Origin of the sequence: uncultured Aquimonas sp. (assembly GCF_937888285.1) — a bacterium.
In the GTDB taxonomy this organism is placed as follows: domain Bacteria; phylum Pseudomonadota; class Gammaproteobacteria; order Xanthomonadales; family Xanthomonadaceae; genus Aquimonas.
Genome location: NZ_CALART010000029.1, coordinates 126,579 through 146,287, shown reverse-complemented (window position 1 = coordinate 146,287; position 19,709 = coordinate 126,579). Strand labels below are relative to the sequence as shown.

Sequence of the window (19,709 nt, the reverse complement as noted above, 5' to 3'; positions counted from 1 at the left end):
GGATTCGGGATTCGGGATTCGGGATTCGGGATTCGGGATTCGGGATTCGGGATCGAGCATTGCCGGGGCGACACTCTGGCGCAAGCCAGATCCCAGCTTCGCGCTGCTCTTGCTTCACGCCCTGCGCAAGCGCACCCCGCAACACTGCGCGCCCATGAGCACGCCCACCACCCTGGTCTGGTTCAAGCGCGACCTGCGCGTGCAGGACCATGCGCCGCTGGCCGTTGCCGCCGAACGCGGTGCGGTGCTGCCGCTGTACGTGGTCGAGCCCGGGTATTGGCAACTCGATGACGTGGCCGCGCGGCAGTGGCGGGTGCTGCGCCCTGCGCTGTGCGAGCTGCGCGGGGCGCTGGCCGCGCTCGGCCAGTCGCTTGTGGTGCGCGAGGGCGAGGTCTGCGCGGTGCTCGACGCCCTGCACTGCGCCCTGTCCTTCGATGCGCTGTACGCACACGAGGAAACCGGCAACGCCTGGACCTTCGCCCGCGATCGCGCAGTGGCCGCCTGGTGCCGGCGGCGCGACGTGGTGTTCCGCGAGTGGCGGCAGTTCGGCGTGGTGCGCGGCTTGAAGCGGCGCGCGCGCTGGGCCAGCCAGTGGGAGGCGCTGATGGATGCGCCGCTGATCGATGCGCCGCGCGCCCTGCGGCCGCTGCCCGCGCATGCTGCACTGGCGCCGGGCGCGATTCCCGACTGGCCGCGTGGGCTGGCAGCCTCCGCACAGGATGAAACCGTGCAGCCCGGCGGCCGCGCCGCCGCGCTGCGCTGCCTGCAGGGCTTCCTGCATGAGCGCGGCGAGCACTACACCCGGCAGATGTCGAGCCCGCTCACCGCCGGCCGCGCCTGCTCGCGGCTGTCGCCGCACCTGGCACTCGGCACGCTGTCGATGCGTGAGGCGGTGCATGCAGCGCGGCTTCGACGTGCCGAGCTGCAGCAGCAGCCGAAGGAACTGCGCGGGCAGTGGCCGCGGGCGCTGTCCAGCTTCGAGTCGCGCCTGCACTGGCACTGCCACTTCATCCAGAAGCTCGAATCCGAGCCGGCCATCGAGTTCTACAACGTGAATCGCGGCTACGACGGCCTGCGCGAGAACGATTTCGACGCGATGCGCTTCGAAGCCTGGGCGCGCGGCGAGACCGGCTGGCCCTTTGTCGATGCCTGTATGCGCGCGCTGGTGCAGACCGGCTGGCTCAACTTCCGCATGCGCGCGATGCTGGTGGCGATCGCCTCCTGGCAGCTGTGGCTGCACTGGCGGCAGCCGGCCCTGCATCTGGCGCGCTGCTTCACCGACTACGAGCCCGGCATCCACTACAGCCAGGTGCAGATGCAGGCCGGCGTCACCGGCATCAACATCCCGCGCATGTACAGCCCGGTGAAGCAGTCGCAGGACCAGGACCCGCAGGGCGACTTCATCCGCCGCTGGGTGCCGGAACTGGCGAACGTGCCGGCCGCCTGGGTCCACGAGCCGTGGAAGATGGGTGCTGTGCAGCAGGCGAAGTACGGCGCAGTGATCGGCCGCGACTACCCCGCGCCGATCGTCGAGCACGTGCAGGCGGCGCGCGAGGCGAGGGCGCGCTTGAGCGCCTGGCGCCAGCAGCAGCCGGAGCTGTCGCGCTTGAACCGCGAAGTGCTGGAGCGCCACGGCAGCCAGCGACGTCGCGTGGCGGTGCGGCTGCTGCCGGCGTCGCCGCAGGGGGAGTTGTTTTAAGCGCCGGGAGTCAAGATTCGTTGAAGCCGGTGGGGCTCAGCGCGTCGGTGTACCCGACGCGCACGGCTTGCGCCTGACTCAGCGCAGGGTGATCGCCCGCCTCGCCAGCACCTTGCCGTCGCCGCTGACCAGCTTGATCTCGTAGCTGCCGGCAGCGTCAGGGGCCTTCAGCTGGACGCTCATGGGGCTGGTCTCGAAGCCAGAGTACTCGCCTTCCCAGGCGCCATCGTCCGCGCCCACCGGGGCGAAGCCCACCCAGGCGCCGCCGCCCGCGGGGCCTTCGACCGTGACCGGCACCAGCATGCCCGCCGCCGACTCCGCGGGAGCCTCCAGGCGCACCTGCGCGGCCAGCACGCGGATCGGCTGGCTGGCCGCGATCGCGGCCGATTCGTTCAGCACATAGCGCAGTTCGTAGTCGCCGGGCTCGCCGGGCGCGCGCAGGCTGTAGCGGGTCTGGCCGTCGACCGGGCGGGTGTAGTCGCGATAGCTGCCGGCGTCGCTGCCGGCCGGCGCGAAGCCGATCCAGTGGCCGTTGTCGATCGGGCCAGCGGCCTCGACCTCGATCACCGCGCCAGCCGCGACCTCGGCGGGGCCACGCACGTAGACGCTGGCGGCCACGACCTTGATCGGTCGGCTCACCAGCACGCGCTCGGATTCGTTCAGCACATAGCGCAATTCGTAGTCGCCGGGCTCGGCCGGCACCTTCAGCTCGACCTCGCTCTGCGGTCCGGTCGGGCGCTGGTAGTCGAGGAAGGCCCCGGCGTCGCTGCCGGCCGGCGCGAAGCCGATCCAGTGGCGGGCAGCCGCCGGCCCACTGGCGCGGACGGTGATGCGCGTGCCGGTGCTGGCCTCGGCCGGGCCTTCGATGGAGCCTTCCACTTCGGTGACCGCCAGCGGCCGCTGCGCCAGCACCGAAGCATTGCGCAGCGCGCTGACGTAGCGCAGCTCGTAGGCGCCAGCAGCGGCCGGTGTGGGCACGGTGACCTCGCCGTTCTCGGCGCTGGCGACCCAGGCGTAGGTCAGTTCGTTCTCACCGGCGCCCGCAGCCGCGCGGTACAGGCCGATGAAGTCGCCGCGGTCGGCCGGGCCGGTGAAGCGCACCGCCACGCTGGACACCGCCGAGGCGCTCTCGGGCGCCTCCAGCGTGGCCGTCGCAGGCGGCGGCGCGGGCTCGGTGCTGACCGCGACCACCGCGCCCAGCGCGCCGGACAGTTCATCGGCATTACGGGCGTTGAAGTAGCGACCGCCCGTGTTCTCGGCCAGACAGCGCAGCTGTGCCTGGTGCTGCGGGTTGGCGACGTCGAAGCCGATCACATGCGCGGTGAAGTCGACGCCGGCAGCCTCCAGCTCGCGGCCGACCTGGCAGGGGTCGAGATTGCAGGTTTCCTCGCCGTCGGACACCAGGATCACCGTGGCCTTCTGCTCGACATGGCGCAGCGACTCGGCCGCCTGCATCACTGCGGCCGACAGCGGCGTCATGCCCTTGGGGTTCAACGCGTTGACCTGGCGCAGGAAGGCGACCGAGTCGAGCGGGCCGGATTCGATCAGGGTCTCGATGTCGGCGCAGTCGCCCTTGCGGCGATGCCCGTAGGCGACCAGGCCCAGGCTGTTCGCTGGCTTCCATTCGCCGACCAGGCCCGCGACCGTCTCGCGGGCGATCTCGATCTTGCTGCGGCCCTCGATCTGCCCCCACATCGATCCGGAAGCGTCCAGCACCAGCACCACCCGTTCTTCGGCGGCAGCGGTGAAGGACAGGCTGAGAGCGGCAGCAAGCAGGGCGGTGCGCAGCATGGCGGAGTCTCGGCGATGGTGGGGATTGGCCGAGGATACGGAACCGCCGCCCGCTTTCGGACAGGGCCCGCAGGAATCAGCCGCAGCGTCGCCAGCCGCGCAGCTGCAGGTAATGTCCGAGCGCGATCAGCAGCGCGCCGCCGCTGACCGCCGGCACGCTCCACAGGCTGTGCGCCAGCGGCGGCCACCACAGACCCGCGCTCACGCTGCCTGCACCGATCAGCAGCAGACTGCGTGCCGCCGGCGCGCGCAGCTTGCGCAGCGCCAGCAGCAGGGCCAGCGCAGCCACGGCCAGGCTGGCGCCAGCGATCCAGCGTTCGGCCTCGAACAGCCACAGGTACTGCGGCGCCTGGTAGCGCAGCTTCAGCCACAGCGCGGGAAAGCTGATCAGTACGATCGCGGTGGCGAGGCAGTGCAGGGCGCACAGCACGGCGAGGCCGAGGCCCAATCGATCGATCCAACGGCGGCGGAGGCGAGACGCAGGGAGCGAGGACATGGGATCGCCACGAGGAGAGTTATAGCTATAACATAACGCACTATTGCGCACCGGTCGCGAGATACTCGGCGCGTGCTGCCGAAGGCGCAAGCCGCCATGACCAAGACTTCATCGACAGGAGACACCCATGCTTCGTCCACTTTCCACCCTGCTGATCGGTGCCCTGCTCGGGCCGGGCCTCTGCCTCGCGCACGGCAAGAGCGGCCATGCCCATGGCGACAGTCATGACCATGAGGCCTCACGCGAACAGGGCGCGCACGAGCACGGCGCGGCACGCCTCGACATCGCGCTGTCCGGCAAGACGCTGGAGCTGCAGATCGAGGGTGCGGCCTACGGCTTCCTCGGCTTCGAGCGCGCGCCCGAGGGCCCCGAGGAAGTGGCCCGCGTCGAGCAGGCGCAGCTGCTGCTGAACAACGCCAGCGCGCTGTATGCCTGGGAAGCCGCGGCCGGCTGCACGGCACAGTCGGCGCGCATCGACGCTTCCCTGCCGGAGGCCGCGGCGGGTAGCGCCGATGGCGATCACGATTACGATCATGCGCACGATCACAACCATGAACACGCGCACGAAGCCCATGACGATGGGCACGGCGGGCACGGCAACTGGCGCAGCTACCATCGCTTCGAATGCAGCCGACCCGAGGCGCTGGGCGCGATCGAGGTTCGACTGTTCCAGCACTTCCCCAAGCTCGAGCGCATCGACTACCAGCTGGTCACCGACACGGCCCAGGACGGCGGTCGACTGGCGCCGGGCCAGAGCGTGATCCGACTCCAGCCATGAGCCACACGAACGCGCCGGCAGCGGCGCTGGAACTCGACGGCCTGCGCTTCGCCTGGCCGGGCAGCCCCGTGCCGACCGTGGCGATTGAACGCTTCGTTCTTGCGGCCGGCGAGCGCCTGTTCCTAGCCGGGCCGAGCGGCAGCGGCAAGAGCACCCTGCTCGGCCTGATCGCCGGCACGCTCGCACCCCAGGCCGGCACGCTGAAGGTGGCCGGCCATGCCGCCGAGCGCCTGTCGCAGCGCAGGCGCGATCGCCTGCGCGCCGACCACATCGGCGTGATCTTCCAGCAGTTCAACCTGCTGCCGTTTCTGTCCGCGCTCGACAACGTGCTGCTGGCGGCACGCTTCTCGAAGCGCCGCGGCGCGCGCGCTGCAACGCGGGACGGCAGCGCGCGCGCGCAGGCCATGCGCCTTCTTTCGGAGCTCGGCCTGCGCGATGCGCTGGTGCAGCGCCCCGCCGCCCAGCTCAGCGTCGGCCAGCAGCAGCGCGTGGCCGCGGCCCGCGCCCTGCTCGGCGCGCCCGAGCTGATCCTCGCCGATGAACCCACCTCGGCGCTCGATTCCGACCTGCGCGAGGAGTTCATCGCCCTGCTGCTGCGCGAATGCGCGCAGGCCAGCAGCGCCCTGCTGTTCGTCAGCCATGACCGCGGGCTGATGCCGCTGTTCGACCGCAGCCTGTCCCTGCCCGAGCTGCAGGCCGAAGGCGCCGCCATGGAGGCCGCCGCATGAGCGCGCTGCTGCGACTGGCCTGGGCCAGCCTCGCCAACCGCCGCTTCACCGCGCTGGTGACGGTGGCGACAATCGCGCTCAGCGTGCTGCTGCTGCTCGGCGTGGAGCGCCTGCGCAGCGAGGCGCGCAACAGCTTCCTGCGCACCGTCGCCGGCACCGATCTCATCGTCGGCGCGCGCGCGCACCCGGTGCAGCTGTTGCTGTACTCGGTGTTCCACCTGGGCGACGCCACCAACAATGTCAGCTGGGCCAGCTACCGCGAGATCGCCGAGCGCGAGGACGTGGCCTGGACGGTGCCGATCAGCCTCGGCGATTCGCACAAGGGCTACCGGGTGGTCGGCACCACCGCGGGTTTCTTCGAGCACGTCCGCACCGGCGGCAACCGCGAGCTGCGCTTCGAGCAGGGCGAGGCTTTCGACGGCCTGTTCGAGGCCGTGCTCGGCGCCGAGGTGGCCGAGCGTCTGGGCTATGCGCTGGGCGATTCGATCGTGCTGGCCCACGGCACCGGCACGCTCAACCCCAACCAGCACGACGACCGGCCCTTCACCGTGGTCGGCGTGCTCGCCCGCACCGGCACGCCGATCGACCACAGCGTGCACGTCAGCCTGGAAGCGATCGAGGCCATCCACATCAACTGGCGCGCCGGCACGCGGATCGGCCGCGCGCCCGACGAGATCCCGCCCGAGCGCCTGCAGCCGCGGGCGATCACCGCCTTTTTCGTCGGCCTCGAATCGCGCATGGCCACGTTTGCGGTGCAGCGCGCGGTCAACGAGTTCCGCGCCGAGCCGCTGACCGCCGTGCTGCCGGGCGTCGCCCTGCAGCAGCTCTGGGGCATGCTCGGCGTGGTCGAGAAGGCGCTGATGCTGACCGCCGCCTGCGTGGTCGCCGCCGGCCTGCTCGGCATGCTGGCCGCCCTGCTCGGCACCCTCAGCGAGCGCCGCCGCGAGATGGCGATCCTGCGCGCGCTGGGCGCCGGCCCCGGCACCGTCTCGGCCCTGCTGCTGCTGGAGGCTCTGCTGTTGACCGCGGTCGGGCTGCTGCTGGGCCTGGCCCTGCTGCACGGCGGCCTCGCGCTACTGGCGCCGACCATCGAGCGCGCCTCGGGCATCGCCGTCGAACTGGGCTGGCCGAGCCTGGCCGAGTTCAAGCTGCTCGGCCTGGTGCTGGGCGCCGGTGTTGCGGTCGGCCTGATCCCTGCCTTCCTGGCCTATCGGCGCTCGCTGGCCGACGGCATGATGGTCCGACAGTAGGCCGCTGCGGCCCTCTCCCACTCCCCGGAACCCCACGATGAAACGTCTGCTGCTGAGCCTTGCGCTCGCCCTGTTTGCCCTGCCCGCCCTCGCCGAGGTGCGCACCTTCGACTGGCTTGAGCTGATCCCCGAGGACGAGCTCAAGCTGCTGCAGGACCAGGCCGTGGTCGACCACGACGGCGAACCGGTCGCGCCCGACTACAGCGATTCGACACCGGTGCTGGCGCTGAACGGCGCCGAGGGCCGCCTGCCGGGCTACATCGTTCCGGTGACGATCACCGAGGACAACAGGATCAGCGAGTTCTTCGTGGTGCCCTACTTCGGCGCCTGCATCCACGTGCCGCCGCCGCCGCCGAACCAGATCGTGTTCGCCGCGCCCAAGGAGCCGATCGAGATGACCGAGATCTGGGCCGCCTACTGGGTCTACGGCAAGCTCGAAGTGAAGCCCACGCGCAACAGCGTGGCGCAGTCGCACTACGTCATCGACGTCGAGAAGGTCGAGCCCTGGGAGTAAGCGCCCGGAGGCCCGCCCTGCGGAACCGCGGAGCGCCCTGCGCGCAGTGACCTTCGGCCCTTACGGCGCCGGCGCTGGCCGCCAAAGTGGCGGCTGTTGCCACCGACCTCGTCCGGAGTCCACGCATGCCGCGTTCCCTCGCCCGTTCCGCCCTTGGCGCCGCACTCCTGCTGGCGCTTGCGGCCTGTCAGCCCGACCGTGCCGCACCCGAACATCAGGGCCAGGTCGCGGCCGCCGTGGATGAGGCCGGCGCCGCGCGTCGGATCGAGGCCGACCTGCGCTTCCTCGCCGACGACCTGCTGGAGGGCCGCGCCGCCGGCACTCGCGGCTATGACATCGCCGCCCACTACGTCGCCGCCGAGTACCGTCGTCTCGGCCTGGAGCCCGGCGACGACGAGGGCAGCTATTTCCAGCGCGTGCCGCTGATCGAGGCCCAGCGCGTGCCGGGTGCGGCCGAGCTGGTGCTGGAGGGCGTCGGCGACAACGCCGGCCGCAGCGAGCGCTTCGAGTTCCAGGCCGACTTCCTGCCCGGCGTGAACTTCAACGCCAACACCCATTCGCTGGAGGCGCCGCTGGTCTTCGTCGGCCAGGGTGTGGCGGCTCCTGAGTTCGAGCACGACGACTTCCGCGGCCTCGACCTGCGCGGCAAGGTGGTGGTGGTGCTGGGCGGCGCGCCGGCACGTTTCCCCAATGACGAGCGCGCCTACTACAGCTCGGGCATCGTCAAGAACGCCGGCTTCGTCGAGCGCGGTGCGATCGGCGTGATCACGCTCGGCGACCCCGAGCGTGAATCGAAATCGCCCTGGGCGCGCGGCGCCCGCAACTGGCTGGTGCCGGCGATGCGCCTGCGTGGCCCGGACGGCAAGGCGGTCGACAGCTTCCCCGAGCTGACCGCCACCGCGGCGATGGGCGCGCATGTCGCCAAGCGCCTGTTCGCCGGCGCGCCGATGGCGGCGGACGAAGTGTTCGCGCGGCAGGAGCGCGGCGAACTGGTCGGCTTCGAGCTGCCCTGGCGCGTGCGCATGGCCGGCCAGACGCGCCAGCAGAACGTCGACAGCGTCAACGTGGTCGGCCGCCTGCCGGGCAGCGACCCGCAGCTCGCCGACGAGCACGTGGTGCTGACCGCGCACCTCGACCATGTCGGCATCGGCGCGCCGGTCGACGGCGACAACATCTACAACGGCGCCTTCGACAACGCGCTGGGCAGCGCCATCCTGATGGAGGCCGCGCGCCAGGCCATGGCCGCGCCGCGGCCGAAGCGCTCGCAGCTGTTCATCGCGCTCACCGCCGAGGAGAAGGGCCTGCTGGGCGCCGAATACTTCGCGCGCTGGCCGACGGTGCCGAAGGGCGGGCTGATCGCCAACGTCAACATGGACATGCCGGTGATGCTGACCGACCTGCGCGACGTGATTCCGATCGGCGTCGAGAACAGCTCGCTGGCGCCGATCGTCAAGCAGGCGGCGTCGGAGCTCGGCATCGAACTCTCGCCGGACCCGAACCCCGAGGAAGTGGTGTTCGTGCGCAGCGACCAGTACGCCTTCATCCGCCAGGGCATCCCGGCGGTCTACATGGACGGTGGCATCGTCGCCCGCGATCCCGCGGTCAACGGCCTCGAACAGCTCGACGCGTTCCTGCGCGATCGCTACCACCAGCCCAACGACGACGCCAACCAGCCCATCCACTACCCCAGCGCCGCACGCCTCGCCCGCTTGAACCAGTTGGTCGCCCAGCGCGTCGCCGACGCCGACCAGCGCCCGCGCTGGAACGAGGGCAATTTCTTTGGGCAGCGGTTTGCGAAGGGCGGGGATTAGGGATTCGGGATTCGGGATTGGTAGAGCGCGCTGGCCGCGACTTCCCGACGCGGGGCTATCCGATGCGGTCTCCGCTCTCCCCTTGCGCTAGAGGGGCTGGGGGAAAGGGGTGAAGGCTGCGCCGGGTTCCGCCCCCCTCTCCCCAACCCCTCTCCCACGAGGGGAGAGGGGCTGAGAGCGGAGCCTGCGCTCACCGCTCGTGCGCAAGAACCAGCCGACACAGCGGAGAGCCCAAGGCTGACGTCCTTGGTCTCAGGCGAGAGCGCCGCCGGGAAGATCAGCGCGAGCGCGCTCTACGAATCCCGAATCCCCATTCCCGAATCCCGGCTCTCAGCCCAATCCCTAATCCCGGCTCTTGGAAGGCCGCTTCCAGTCCGCGAAAGACTGCTGGCGCGCCCGCGCCACCGTGAGCTGGCCGGCGGGGGCGTTGCGGGTGAGGGTGCTGCCGGCGCCGAGGGTGGCGCCGGCGCCGACGGTGACGGGCGCGACCAGTGCGGAATTGCTGCCGATGAAGGCGCCGTCCTCGATGGTGGTGCGGTGCTTGTTGGCGCCGTCGTAGTTGCAGGTGATGGTGCCGGCGCCGATGTTCACCTTCGCACCGATCACGGCGTCGCCGAGGTAGCTCAGGTGATTGGCCTTGCTGCCCTCGCCGAGGGTGGTGTTCTTGGTCTCGACGAAGTTGCCGATGTGCACGCCGGCGGCGAGCCGGGTGCCGGGGCGCAGGCGGGCGAAGGGGCCGATGGTGCAGGGGCCTTCGCTGATGACACCGTCGAGCTCGCAGTGGCCGTGGATGACAGTGCCGGCCGCGAGCTTCGAGTTGCGAATGCGGCAGAACGGACCGATCTGCACTTCGTCACCGAGTTCGACCGCGCCTTCAAGCACCACGTCGATGTCGATCTCGATGTCCATGCCGGCGGCGACGCGACCGCGCACGTCGATGCGCGCGGGGTCGGCGAGGCGCACGCCAGCCTGCATCAGCGCGCGCGCTTCGCGACGGCGGTACAGGGCTTCGAGCGCGCTGAGCTGCAGCGGATCGTTGGCGCCGAAGCTCTCGCTGGCGTCGGCCACCTCGACGCAGGCGGCGCGTTCGCCGTCGCGGGCGGCCAGCGCGAAGATGTCGGTGAGGTAGTACTCGCCCTGGGCGTTGTCGGCGCGGATCTCCGCAAGCCAGGCGCGCAGGCGCGCGGCGTCGCAGGCGATCAGGCCGGTGTTGATCCAGCGCACCGCGCGCTGGGCTTCGCTGGCGTCCTTGTGCTCGACGATGGCCTCGACGCGACCTTCGGCGTCGAGGATCAGGCGGCCATAGCCGCTCGGGTCGTCGAGCCGGGCACCGAGCACGGCCAGTGTGCCGGGCGCGGCCAGCAGGGCGCGCAGGGTCTCGCTGCGGATCAGCGGCACGTCGCCGTACAGCACCAGCACGCGGCCCTGTTCCGGCAGCACCGGCAGGGCCTGCTGCACGGCGTGGCCGGTACCGCGGCGTTCACTCTGCTCGACCCAGGACAGGTCGGCCTGGTCGGCGAAGGCCGCCCGCACCTGCTCGCCAGCATGGCCATAGACGATGTGGATGCCGGCGGGGTCAAGACTGCGCGCGGCCTCGATCACATGCGTCAGCATCGGTCGCCCGGCCACCGGCATCAGCACCTTGGGCCGGCGCGAACGCATGCGCTTGCCTTCGCCAGCGGCGAGGATGAGGACGTGCAGGGCAGGGGGCGTGGCGGTCATGGGCATCCGGCAGCGTGATCGGGTTCACGCATGATCGCGGTTGCGCACCGCAGGTGCCAAGCCCGTGCGGCGGCCGACCGGCGGGGCCCGCGCCCTAGGGCGAGGCCGAGGAATTCAGCGTTGTCGCACGCCATGGAGGGCGCGCCCGTGGATCGAGCACGCGATGCGTGATGCAGCGCAAGCGCGTCCCGACATGTGCCGGGCTCGCGACCACTGATCAAGGCCAGGAGGGACTTGATCCGTGTTGCCCTAGACGAGTCCGATGCTGCGCTGCCTGCCGGTGTTGCTCGTGGTGCCGGGCAGCAGGGGCAGGTCGACTTCGATCGAGCTGCCCTCGGGCTCGCTGCGGCGGCGCAGGCCATAGCCCTCGCCATACAGGCGGCGGATGCGCTCGGCGGCATTGGCCAGGCCGACGTCGGATTCGGGCTCGGCGCTGCAGGCGGCCTGGTCGACCACCTTCAGGCGCAGCTTGCCGTCCACCTCGCGGGCGATGAGCTTGACTGCCACCAGGGTCTGTTCCGGTTCGTCGCTGCGGCGCAGGGCGCAGTCGAGCAGTGGCTGCAGCAGCAGGCGCGGGATGCGCATGGCGCGCAGCGGCTCGGGTACGTCGATCTGCACGAACAGGCGCTCGGCAAAGCGCAGCCGCATGATGTCGAGGTAGAGGTCGAGCACGCGCAGCTCTTCGGCGAGCGGGGCCTCGTGCTCACGGGCCGGGGCGAAGGCGTGCTTCATCAGCGCCGACAGCCGGCGGATCATTTCCTCGGCGGCCGAGGGGCGCGTGTAGATCAGTTCGCTGACCGCGTTGAGCGTGGTGAACAGGAAGTGCGGCTCCAGCTGCCGGCGCAGGGCTTCAAGCTGGGCCTCGGTCAGGCTGGCGCGCAGGCGCTCGGCGTCGAGTTCGCGGTTGCGGGCGGCGCGGTAGCGATCGATCTGGTGGGTGATGGCGATCACCAGCGCGTACACGATCAGCTGGTTCGGCAGCGCCAGCAGCACCCGCTGCAGGTCGGGCAGGTAGCTCTGCTCGGAGAAGCCCGGCAGGGCGACCAGCAGGGTGCGCAGCAGGGCCGCCAGCGCGGTATGCGCGGCGCCCACCGCGAAGGCGAAGCCGACATGCAGGCCGATGTGCTTCAGCCAGTCGCGACCGCGGACGGGAAAGCGCCGCGCCAGCATCACCATCAGCGGCACCAGCAGCGCCGCCGCCCAGGCGCCGGACATTTCCTCGAACAGCACCCGCAGCAGATCGGCCGAGCGCCCGCCGGCGACCCGGCTCAGATAGCGGTCGGTGAAGGTCAGCAGGCCCAGTGCGGTGCTCAGCAGCAGCAGGCCCCAGGCCAGGCGCTGCCGGCGAACGCGACTGCGCTCGGGCTCGCTGCTGGGCTGGCGTGGGGTACTGGAGGCGTGCATGGCCGGACGGAGAAGGCGGGCCCCGCAGCCTACCGGCTGGGCCGGATCACGTCATCCACGATCCGTGAGCGCGCCGCCTGTACGCTTTCCCGCCTGCGGGCCCGCCGCTATACTCCTGCGGTTTCCGCGCCGCCTGGAGCTTCGGGCAGCGACGCCGTCTACCGACCTCTTCCGCAGGTGATCCCGTGGTCAATCACGATCAAGTCTTCCTGAAGCGCTTCTCGGCCATCATCGCAGCGCTCGCGCTGCTGACGATCGTGCTGATCCTCGGCGCCCGCGCGCTCTACAACAGCGCCCCCAAGGAACCCAACACCCTGGCCGAGCAGCGCACCAACGAGCGCCTGCGCCCGATCGGCGCGGTCTATGCCGGCGAAACCGGCGCCGCCGCGATGGCCGCGGCGGCCGATGCCGCCGCCAAGGCCGCGGCCTCGATGGTCGCCTACGGCGGCAGCCTGGACGGCGAGTACATCTACAACCAGCTGTGCGGCGCCTGCCACACCTCGGGCGCGGCCGGCGCGCCGAAGATGGAACAGGCCGCCTGGGCGGAGCGCCTGCCGCAGGGCGTCGAAACCCTGGTCAGGCACGCGATCGAAGGCTACCAGGGCAGCGCCGGCATCATGCCTGCCCGCGGCGGCAACCCCTCGCTGACCGACGAGCAGGTCGAGGCCTCGGTCGTCTGGATGCTGGACAACCTCAAGTAATCCGCTGCCGCCGCGTGCGGACACCCAGCCTGCGACGCCGCCCCCGAGGCGGCGTCGTCGTCTCTGCAGGAGCCTGAATCCGATGTCCTTGTCCGCCCTTGCCCGCCATGCCCTGCTGCTGGCCCTGCCGCTGTCGCTGCTGCTGCCAGCCTGCTCCCGCCAGGACACCACCCAGGTGCCATCCGCCCCGCGCCGCATCGGCGAGCTGCAGGGCAGCGGCGAGCGCAGCCCCTTCGAGGGCCAGCGCCTGCGCATCCAGGGCGTGGTGACCGGCAGCTTCAGCGGCGGCCTCGCCGGTTTCTTCATGCAGGACGCGGTCGGCGAGGACGATGGCGATCCGGCCAGCTCGGACGGCATCTTCGTGCAGTGGCCGCGCGAATCCGAGCCGCGCGTGCGGCGCGGTGACCGCGTGCGGGTCAATGCCGTGGTCAGCGAGCTGGGCCCCGAGGGCGCCACCATGACCACGCTCACCGACGCGCGCATCGAAGTGCTCGGCCGCGCCGCCGCCGCCGCGGTGGTGCTGCGCGAGGCGCCGGCGCGCGCGCAGGACTACGAGCGCTACGAGGGCATGTGGCTGCGCATCGAGACGGCGCTGACGGTCAGCGGCAACGACGGCCTGCTGCGCTTCGGCGAGCTCACGGTCAGCTTCGGCGAGCGCCTGCGCCAGCCCAGCGACCTGTTCCCGCCGGGCGCCGAGGGCCGCGCCTTCGCCCAGGAGCAGGACCGTCGCAGCCTGATCCTCGACGATGGCCGCCGCAGCGAGTATCCGGAGCGCCTGTGGTTCCTGCCCGAGCCGCTGTCGAATGCGGCGCCGCTGCGCGCCGGCAGCACTCTGGCCGGCGCCGAAGGCCTGCTGGAACAGCGCGGCAACCGCTGGGCGCTGCAGCTGCGCCGTGACCTGGTGGTCGCCAGCCAGGCCGAACGTCCGCAGCCGCCCGAGCTGCGTGCCGGCCTGCGCGTGGCCAGCTACAACGTGGAGAACTTCTTCAACGGCAACGGCCGCGGCGGTGGCTTCCCGACCCCGCGCGGTGCCGCCAGCGCCGCCGACCTGGAGCGCCAGCGCGCCAAGCTGGTGCAGGTGCTGCTGGGCATCCGCGCCGACGTGATCGGGCTGGTCGAAGTCGAGAACGACGGTTACGACGAGCGCAGCGCGCTGGCCGAGCTGGTGGCGGCGCTGAACGCCGCGCTGAGCGAGGCCGAAGGCGCGGCGGACGCCGGCGACTACCGCTTCGTGCGTACGTCCGAGCCGCTGGGCGGCGACCAGATCCGGGTCGCCCTGATCTACCGCGAGCGCGCGGTCGAGCCCGTTGGCGAGCCCGCCAGTCTGGCCAGTGGCGCCTTCGAACGCGGCAGCCGCGTGCCCCTGCTGCAGACCTTCAAGCCGCGCGCCGGCGGCGCGGCGTTCTCGGTGGTGGTGAACCACTGGAAGTCCAAGGGCGGCTGCGAGGGCGCCGAAGCCGGCAATCGCGACCAGGGCGATGGCCAGGGCTGCTGGAACGCCGCGCGGGTCGACGCCGCGCGCGAACTGCTGCAGTGGCTGGACAGCGACCCCAGCGGCGGTGCCGATGGCGGACGCCGCCTGATCGTCGGCGACCTCAATGCCTACAGCCAGGAGGACCCGGTCCGCCTGCTGCGCAATGCCGGCTATCGCGATGCACTGGAACTGGGCGGGCGGTCCGGCCAGTCCAGCTACAACTTCCGCGGCTACGCCGGCAGCCTTGATCACGCGCTGGCCAGCGCGGCGCTCGCCAGCGATGTGCGCGACGCAGCGATCTGGCCGATCAATGCCGACGAGTCCGAGGCCTTCAAGTACCGCAGTTTCGCGCGCAATCCCGACTGGTACAGCGCCGAACCCTGGGCCAGCTCGGATCACGACCCGCTGATCCTGGTGCTGCGCCAGCCGCGGCCCGCAGGCCCCTGAGCGTAGAATCCGGACGCTGAGCCCCGCCCCCGCCGTGCCCACACTCCGAGCCGTGACCCGACGATGAGCGCAGCTTCCGCCCCCGCCCAGTTCCCGGACGGCACCGCCGAGATCCTGCTGCCCGGCCCCGCCGGCGCGCTGGAGGTCGTCGCCGACGTGCCCGAGCCCGAACTCGCGCGCGCCGGCACGGCCATCCTCTGCCATCCGCACCCGCTGCACAGCGGCACCATGCACAACAAGGTGGTGACCATGGCCGAGCGCAGCCTGCGCGAGCTCGGCCTGCGCACGCTGCGCTTCAATTTCCGCGGCGTCGGTGCCTCCGAGGGCGAATACGACGACGGCCGCGGCGAAACGCTCGACCTGCTGGCCGTCGCCGAGTGGGTGCAGAAGGTCCGTCCCAAGGACGCCCTCTGGCTGTGCGGCTTCTCCTTCGGCAGCTATGTCGCCCTGCTGGGCGCACGCCACCTGCCGGTGAAGCAGATGATCTCGATCGCGCCGCCGGCCGGCCGCTGGGATTTCTCCGCCGTGCTGCCGCCGACCTGCCCCTGGCTGGTGGTGCAGGGCGAGGAGGACGACGTGGTCGAGCCTCAGGCGGTCTACGACTGGGTCGACGGCCTGCCGGAGAAGCCCACCCTGGTGCGCATGCCCGAGACCGGGCACTTCTTCCACCGTCGCCTGATGGACCTCAGAGGCGCGATCAAGAACGGCGTGCGCGCCAACCTGCCGCCGCTGCTGAATCCGTGAGCGCGGCGGCGCGCTCCGCAGGCGCCTCCCGCGGGCCGATCGGCGCCTATCTTGAGGGTGCCGCCGCCGGTCGATGGCTCAAGGACGCCGCCCAGCTGGCCGCCCTGCGCGAGCTGGAGCGCATCCACACCGCCCTGCTCGATCCGCCGAAGGCCGGGCTGCTCGACCGCCTGCGCGGGCGCCGGCCGCCGGCGCCGCGCGGGCTGTATCTCTGGGGTGGGGTCGGGCGCGGCAAGACCTTCGTGGTCGATCTGTTTTACGAGCAGCTGCCGATCGCGGCCAAGCGCCGCGTGCATTTCCACCGCTTCATGACCGAGGTGCACGAGCGCCTGCGCGCCCTGCCGGGCCGCGAGGATCCGCTGGCCGAAGTCGCCGAGGACCTGGCCGACGAGATCCGCCTGCTCTGCCTCGACGAGTTCTTCGTGGTCGACATCGGCGACGCGATGATCCTTGGCCGCCTGCTGCAGCATCTGGTCGCGCGCGGCGTGTGCCTGGTCACCACCTCGAACACGGTGCCGGACAATCTCTACCGCGACGGCCTGCAGCGCGAGCGCTTCCTGCCGGCGATCGCCCTGCTGAACGCGCACTGCGTGGTCCACGAGATCGCCAGCGCCACCGACTACCGCCTGCGCAAGCTGCGCCAGGGCCGTACCTGGCTGGTGCCCGACGACGACAGCGCCGAGGCCGAGCTGCACGCATTGTTCGAGCGCCTGACGGTCGAGGCCGAGCCCGGCGGCGCACACTGCGAGATCAACGGGCGGACGATTCCCTGCCGCCGCCAGGCCGAGGGCGTGATCTGGTTCGACTTCGAACCGCTCTGCGAGGGCCCGCGCGCGGTGGCCGACTACATCGAGCTGGCGCGCGACTTCCACACCGTGCTGCTGTCCGGCCTGCCGCAGATGGACGTGAATCGCGACAACGCCGCGCGCCGCTTCGTGCATCTGGTCGACGAGTTCTACGACCGCGCGGTCAATCTGGTGGTGGCTGCCGCCGTGCCGATCCCCGAGATCTACATCGGCGAGCGCCTGCGCCACGAGTACGAACGCACCAGCAGCCGCCTCATCGAGATGCAGAGCGAGGACTACCTCGGCCGCGAGCACCGGCCGTGAGCCGCGCCGTGCGCGAAGACTGGCTGCCCTGGCTGCTGGCGCTGGCCGGCTGCGCCTTCGCCTTCTGGACCTTCGCGCCGGGCTGGCTGAGCTGGGATTCCGCCTACCAGTGGCAGCAGGCGCGCACGGGCGCGTTCGACGCCCTGCATCCGCCGCTGCAGACCCTGCTCTGGGCCTGGATCGAACCCTGGTGGAGCGGGCCGGCCTCGCAGCTGCTGCTGCAGCAGGTCATGGTGTGGACCGCGCTCGGCGGTATCGCCGCCGGCCTCAACGCCCACTACGGCCTGCGTGCGGCGGCGGTCGCGGTGCTCGGCCTGTGGCCGCCGCTGCTGCTGGTCTCGGCGCACATCTGGAAAGACGTGCCGATGCTCGGCGCCTTCGCGCTGGCGGTGTGGATGCTGCGCCTGGAGCTGCGCCATCCGGGCTGGCGCTATCGCCTGCTGGCGCTGCTGATGCTGTGGATCGCCTGCGCCTGCCGGCACAACGCCATCACCGGTGCCGCACCGCTGCTGCTGTGGATCGTCTGGCGCAGTTTCGGCGAGCTGCCGCGACTGCAGGCGCTGCGCGATCGCCCCGTACTGCGCGCCGTCGCCGCGCTGCCGCCCGCGCTGGTGCTGGCGCTGGGCCTGCAGGCCCTGGCCCAGCTGCCCAACCATGCCGAGGGCGTGAAGCGCACCCAGGCGGTGTGGTCGGTGGTGGCGCTGTGGGACATGGCGGCGGTGTCGCTGGCCGAGGGGCGCATGGTCTTCCCCGCGGACTTCGTCGTTCCCGGCGCCACCGTCGAGGATCTGCGTCCGCACTTCACCGACTGGTCGAACACCACGGTGCTGATGAGCGGCAAGCTGGTGCCGACGCTGGCCCGCGAGTACAGCGCCGAGCAGATCGCCGAGCTGCGGCGCGCCTGGCTGCGCCTGCCGCTCGACCACCCCGGCCCCTACTTCGCGCACCGGCTGCGCCTCGCCGAACTGCTGTTCGGCTTGGACCCCGCCGCCCTGCCCGACCACCAGGTGCTGATGCCGGGCTTCGTGCCGCTGGGCGACAACCCGCCGATCGAGCAGACGCCGAAAGTGGTGCGCGAGGTCCTGCTGGGCTTCGGCCGCGCGCAGACCGACGGCCCGCTGTTCCAGGGCTGGCTGTACCTGTTGCTCGCGCTGGGTGCGGGGCTGGCGGCCGTGCCCGGCTTCCTGCGCGATCGCCCGCACGCGGCGCTGGCCGGGGCGGTCGCTGCATCCGCCCTGGCCTATGCGCTGCCCCTGGCCTTCGTTTCAGGCAGCGCCGAGTTCCGCTACCTCAACTGGCCCATGCTCGCCGCGCTGCTGGCGCCGCTGCTGCTGGCCTATGGCGCGCCGCGCGCTGCGGACACCGCTTCGCGCTGAGCCTCAGCCCGAAGCCGCCTCGACCGCGCCCAGGCTTGCCGGCTCCAGCAGGTGCGCATTGAGTGCGCGCAGCAGGGCCTTGGCCGAGGAATGCAGCTCGCGGTTGACGTTCAACAGGGTCGAGAACTCAAGCTCGTCGAGCTGGTGCCGGCCGGCGCTGCGGTACAGCTCGGCCAGCACCTGATCGCGGGTTTCCCGGATCTCGTTGCGCAGGCGCGAGATCAGCTCGATCGTGCTGCTGGCCGAATGCGAGGGCTGCAGGCCATCGAGCCGCTGGTAGAACTGTTCGGCCTGCTGCTCGAAGCGCTGCAGCCAGCGGTCGGTGGGCTCGCGCAGGGCCATGCGCAGGTCGACCAGGTTGGCGCGAATGTCCTTGATCGATTTCGCCGAAATCACCGCGTCGCGCAGGGCCTGCAGCTGCGCATTCAGCCGCCGCAGCAGATCGCCGTCGAGTTCGTGGGTTTCGAGCTCGAACACGTACTCGGCCAGCTCACCCTCCAGCCGCTTCAGGCGCTCATAGCGATCGCCGTAGCTGCGCCTGCCGTCGGCGGGGTCGCGCGCCTCCACATCCAGCCAGGGACTGCGCTCCGGCGGATGCAGGCGCAGGGCATAGCGGTTGAGGCCGATCGCCATGTACAGGCCGCGGCGCGCCTCCTTTTCCACCGCTTCGACCGCGGCCTCGGGCACTTCGGCACCGGTGCCGTGCAGGTAGCGGTTGACCAGCTGGTGGGCGCCGCGGAAACGGCGCTGCAGAAACGCTGCCACGCCACGGATGAGCGGCCACACCAGCACGATGCCGATCACGTTGTAGCTGGTGTGGAAAGCCGCGAGCCGCAGCAGCGGATCCTGCAGCGCCGGCAGCAGGGCCAGCAGCGCCAGCAGCGGCTTGAGCAACAGCAGGGCGAGGCCCGCCTTGAACAGGTTGAAGGCGACATGGGCGGCCGCCACGCGCTTCTTGTCCGGGCTGCCGCCAACGGCGCCGATCATCGCGGTGACGGTGGTGCCGACGCCGGTGCCGGCCGCGAACGCCGCCGCGGCCTCAAGACCGAGCACGCCGCCGTGCAGGGCCGAGAGCGCGATCATCATCGCCGCCGAGCTGGACTGGATCACCGCGGTCACGCCGATGCCGAGCAGGGCCATCGCCCACAGCGGCAGGTGGGCGAAGGGGCTGACATCGAACTGTGCAGCGAAGGTTTCGACGCCCTGCTTCATCATGTCGAGGCCGAGCAGCAGCAGGCCCAGCCCCACCACCAGGGCGGACGACTCGCGCAGGCGGCCGCCGCGCGGCAGCAGCACCGAGCCGATCCCGCCCGCGCCGACGAGGGCGAGCGCCAGGGTCGAGAGATTCAGCTTGAAGCCGAGGGTGGCGACCAGCCAGCCGGTGGCCGTGGTGCCGAGGTTGGCGCCGAGGATCACCCCGATCGCACCTGCCAGCGGCAGGATGCCGGCGCCGACGAAGGCCAGCACCAGCAGCGAGACCAGCGAACTGCTCTGCAGCACCGCGGTGGCGGCGGTGCCCACCGCGACGCCACGCATCGGCGTGCTGGCGTGGTCGCGCACGAAACGGCGGAAGGTCACGCCGGCCAGCGCGGCGATGGCCTCCTCCAGCTGCTTCATGCCGAGCATGAACAGGCCGAGGCCGGCGAGCAGGGGCAGCAGATCCAT

Annotated in this window: 16 protein-coding genes; 11 read left to right on the top strand and 5 right to left on the bottom strand. The window is 71.2% G+C overall.

All coding sequences use genetic code 11. From position 1 onward, the window contains the following. Positions 1–154: 154 nt before the first annotated feature. Complete coding sequence (locus Q0654_RS08090) at positions 155–1,699, top strand: FAD-binding domain-containing protein (protein ID WP_298852513.1); 1,545 nt, start codon at positions 155–157, stop codon at positions 1,697–1,699. Positions 1,700–1,777: 78 nt separating this feature from the next. Here Q0654_RS08090 and Q0654_RS08085 read toward each other — a convergent pair whose 3' ends face one another. Together Q0654_RS08085 and Q0654_RS08080 are read right to left on the bottom strand one after the other, a co-directional pair. Further along, complete coding sequence (locus Q0654_RS08085) at positions 1,778–3,490, bottom strand: VWA domain-containing protein (RefSeq protein ID WP_298852512.1); 1,713 nt, start codon at positions 3,488–3,490, stop codon at positions 1,778–1,780. Between the two features lie 76 nt (positions 3,491–3,566). After that, positions 3,567–3,938, bottom strand: coding sequence for a MerC family mercury resistance protein (locus tag Q0654_RS08080; protein ID WP_298852511.1), 372 nt, complete (start codon positions 3,936–3,938; stop codon positions 3,567–3,569). 175 nt (positions 3,939–4,113) lie between these two features. Between Q0654_RS08080 and Q0654_RS08075 the strand changes: the two genes are divergently transcribed. From Q0654_RS08075 to Q0654_RS08055, 5 genes are all read left to right on the top strand, one after another. Next, complete coding sequence (locus Q0654_RS08075) at positions 4,114–4,764, top strand: DUF2796 domain-containing protein (RefSeq protein ID WP_298852510.1); 651 nt, start codon at positions 4,114–4,116, stop codon at positions 4,762–4,764. Beyond that, positions 4,761–5,492 carry an ABC transporter ATP-binding protein gene (locus Q0654_RS08070; protein ID WP_298852509.1) on the top strand — a complete coding sequence of 244 codons (732 nt, stop codon included), beginning with the start codon at positions 4,761–4,763 and terminating at the stop codon, positions 5,490–5,492. The genes Q0654_RS08075 and Q0654_RS08070 overlap by 4 nt, the downstream gene beginning before the upstream one ends. Then, on the top strand, positions 5,489–6,742 hold the full coding sequence (locus tag Q0654_RS08065; protein ID WP_298852507.1) for an ABC transporter permease: 1,254 nt from the start codon (positions 5,489–5,491) through the stop codon (positions 6,740–6,742). The genes Q0654_RS08070 and Q0654_RS08065 overlap by 4 nt, the downstream gene beginning before the upstream one ends. Positions 6,743–6,779: 37 nt before the next feature. Then, positions 6,780–7,256, top strand: coding sequence for a DUF3299 domain-containing protein (locus Q0654_RS08060; RefSeq protein ID WP_298852505.1), 477 nt, complete (start codon positions 6,780–6,782; stop codon positions 7,254–7,256). 125 nt (positions 7,257–7,381) lie between these two features. Continuing rightward, entirely contained in the window at positions 7,382–9,067 is a 1,686-nt protein-coding gene (locus Q0654_RS08055) for a M28 family metallopeptidase (RefSeq protein ID WP_298852503.1), read from the top strand. A 342-nt stretch (positions 9,068–9,409) separates the two neighbouring features. Here Q0654_RS08055 and glmU read toward each other — a convergent pair whose 3' ends face one another. Further along, on the bottom strand, positions 9,410–10,789 hold the full coding sequence (gene glmU / locus Q0654_RS08050; protein WP_298852500.1) for a bifunctional UDP-N-acetylglucosamine diphosphorylase/glucosamine-1-phosphate N-acetyltransferase GlmU: 1,380 nt from the start codon (positions 10,787–10,789) through the stop codon (positions 9,410–9,412). A gap of 249 nt (positions 10,790–11,038) precedes the next feature. Then, positions 11,039–12,193, bottom strand: coding sequence for a histidine kinase (locus Q0654_RS08045; RefSeq protein WP_298852498.1), 1,155 nt, complete (start codon positions 12,191–12,193; stop codon positions 11,039–11,041). Positions 12,194–12,378: 185 nt separating this feature from the next. On the opposite strand from Q0654_RS08045, the gene Q0654_RS08040 reads away from it, so the two are divergent. The 5 genes from Q0654_RS08040 to Q0654_RS08020 all read left to right on the top strand — a co-directional run bounded on the left by Q0654_RS08040 (position 12,379) and on the right by Q0654_RS08020 (position 18,044). Then, positions 12,379–12,894 (top strand): c-type cytochrome, encoded by a 516-nt coding sequence (locus tag Q0654_RS08040; RefSeq protein WP_298852496.1) that lies wholly within the window; start codon positions 12,379–12,381, stop codon positions 12,892–12,894. Positions 12,895–12,976: 82 nt separating this feature from the next. Then, positions 12,977–14,815: an ExeM/NucH family extracellular endonuclease gene (locus tag Q0654_RS08035; protein ID WP_298852494.1), complete on the top strand. Its 1,839-nt coding sequence runs from the start codon at positions 12,977–12,979 to the stop codon at positions 14,813–14,815. Positions 14,816–14,878: 63 nt separating this feature from the next. Continuing rightward, on the top strand, positions 14,879–15,559 hold the full coding sequence (locus Q0654_RS08030; protein WP_298852493.1) for a CocE/NonD family hydrolase: 681 nt from the start codon (positions 14,879–14,881) through the stop codon (positions 15,557–15,559). Then, positions 15,556–16,668, top strand: coding sequence for a cell division protein ZapE (zapE, locus tag Q0654_RS08025; protein WP_298852492.1), 1,113 nt, complete (start codon positions 15,556–15,558; stop codon positions 16,666–16,668). The genes Q0654_RS08030 and zapE overlap by 4 nt, the downstream gene beginning before the upstream one ends. Then, a complete protein-coding gene (locus tag Q0654_RS08020; RefSeq protein WP_298852491.1) occupies positions 16,665–18,044 on the top strand; it encodes a hypothetical protein in 1,380 nt (459 codons plus the stop codon). Before zapE ends, Q0654_RS08020 begins: the two co-directional genes overlap by 4 nt. A 3-nt stretch (positions 18,045–18,047) precedes the next feature. Here Q0654_RS08020 and Q0654_RS08015 read toward each other — a convergent pair whose 3' ends face one another. Continuing rightward, entirely contained in the window at positions 18,048–19,709 is a 1,662-nt protein-coding gene (locus Q0654_RS08015) for a Na/Pi symporter (protein WP_298852490.1), read from the bottom strand.

Coding starts and splice junctions, on each gene's coding strand:
- Q0654_RS08035 (WP_298852494.1), top strand. CDS start 12,977: ATGTCCTTGTCCGCCCTTGCCCGCCATGCCCTGCTGCTGGCCCTGCCG.
- Q0654_RS08030 (WP_298852493.1), top strand. CDS start 14,879: ATGAGCGCAGCTTCCGCCCCCGCCCAGTTCCCGGACGGCACCGCCGAG.
- Q0654_RS08055 (WP_298852503.1), top strand. CDS start 7,382: ATGCCGCGTTCCCTCGCCCGTTCCGCCCTTGGCGCCGCACTCCTGCTG.
- Q0654_RS08090 (WP_298852513.1), top strand. CDS start 155: ATGAGCACGCCCACCACCCTGGTCTGGTTCAAGCGCGACCTGCGCGTG.
- Q0654_RS08045 (WP_298852498.1), bottom strand. CDS start 12,193: ATGCACGCCTCCAGTACCCCACGCCAGCCCAGCAGCGAGCCCGAGCGC.
- Q0654_RS08065 (WP_298852507.1), top strand. CDS start 5,489: ATGAGCGCGCTGCTGCGACTGGCCTGGGCCAGCCTCGCCAACCGCCGC.
- Q0654_RS08060 (WP_298852505.1), top strand. CDS start 6,780: ATGAAACGTCTGCTGCTGAGCCTTGCGCTCGCCCTGTTTGCCCTGCCC.
- Q0654_RS08070 (WP_298852509.1), top strand. CDS start 4,761: ATGAGCCACACGAACGCGCCGGCAGCGGCGCTGGAACTCGACGGCCTG.
- glmU (WP_298852500.1), bottom strand. CDS start 10,789: ATGACCGCCACGCCCCCTGCCCTGCACGTCCTCATCCTCGCCGCTGGC.
- Q0654_RS08075 (WP_298852510.1), top strand. CDS start 4,114: ATGCTTCGTCCACTTTCCACCCTGCTGATCGGTGCCCTGCTCGGGCCG.
- Q0654_RS08085 (WP_298852512.1), bottom strand. CDS start 3,490: ATGCTGCGCACCGCCCTGCTTGCTGCCGCTCTCAGCCTGTCCTTCACC.
- Q0654_RS08015 (WP_298852490.1), bottom strand. CDS start 19,709: ATGGATCTGCTGCCCCTGCTCGCCGGCCTCGGCCTGTTCATGCTCGGC.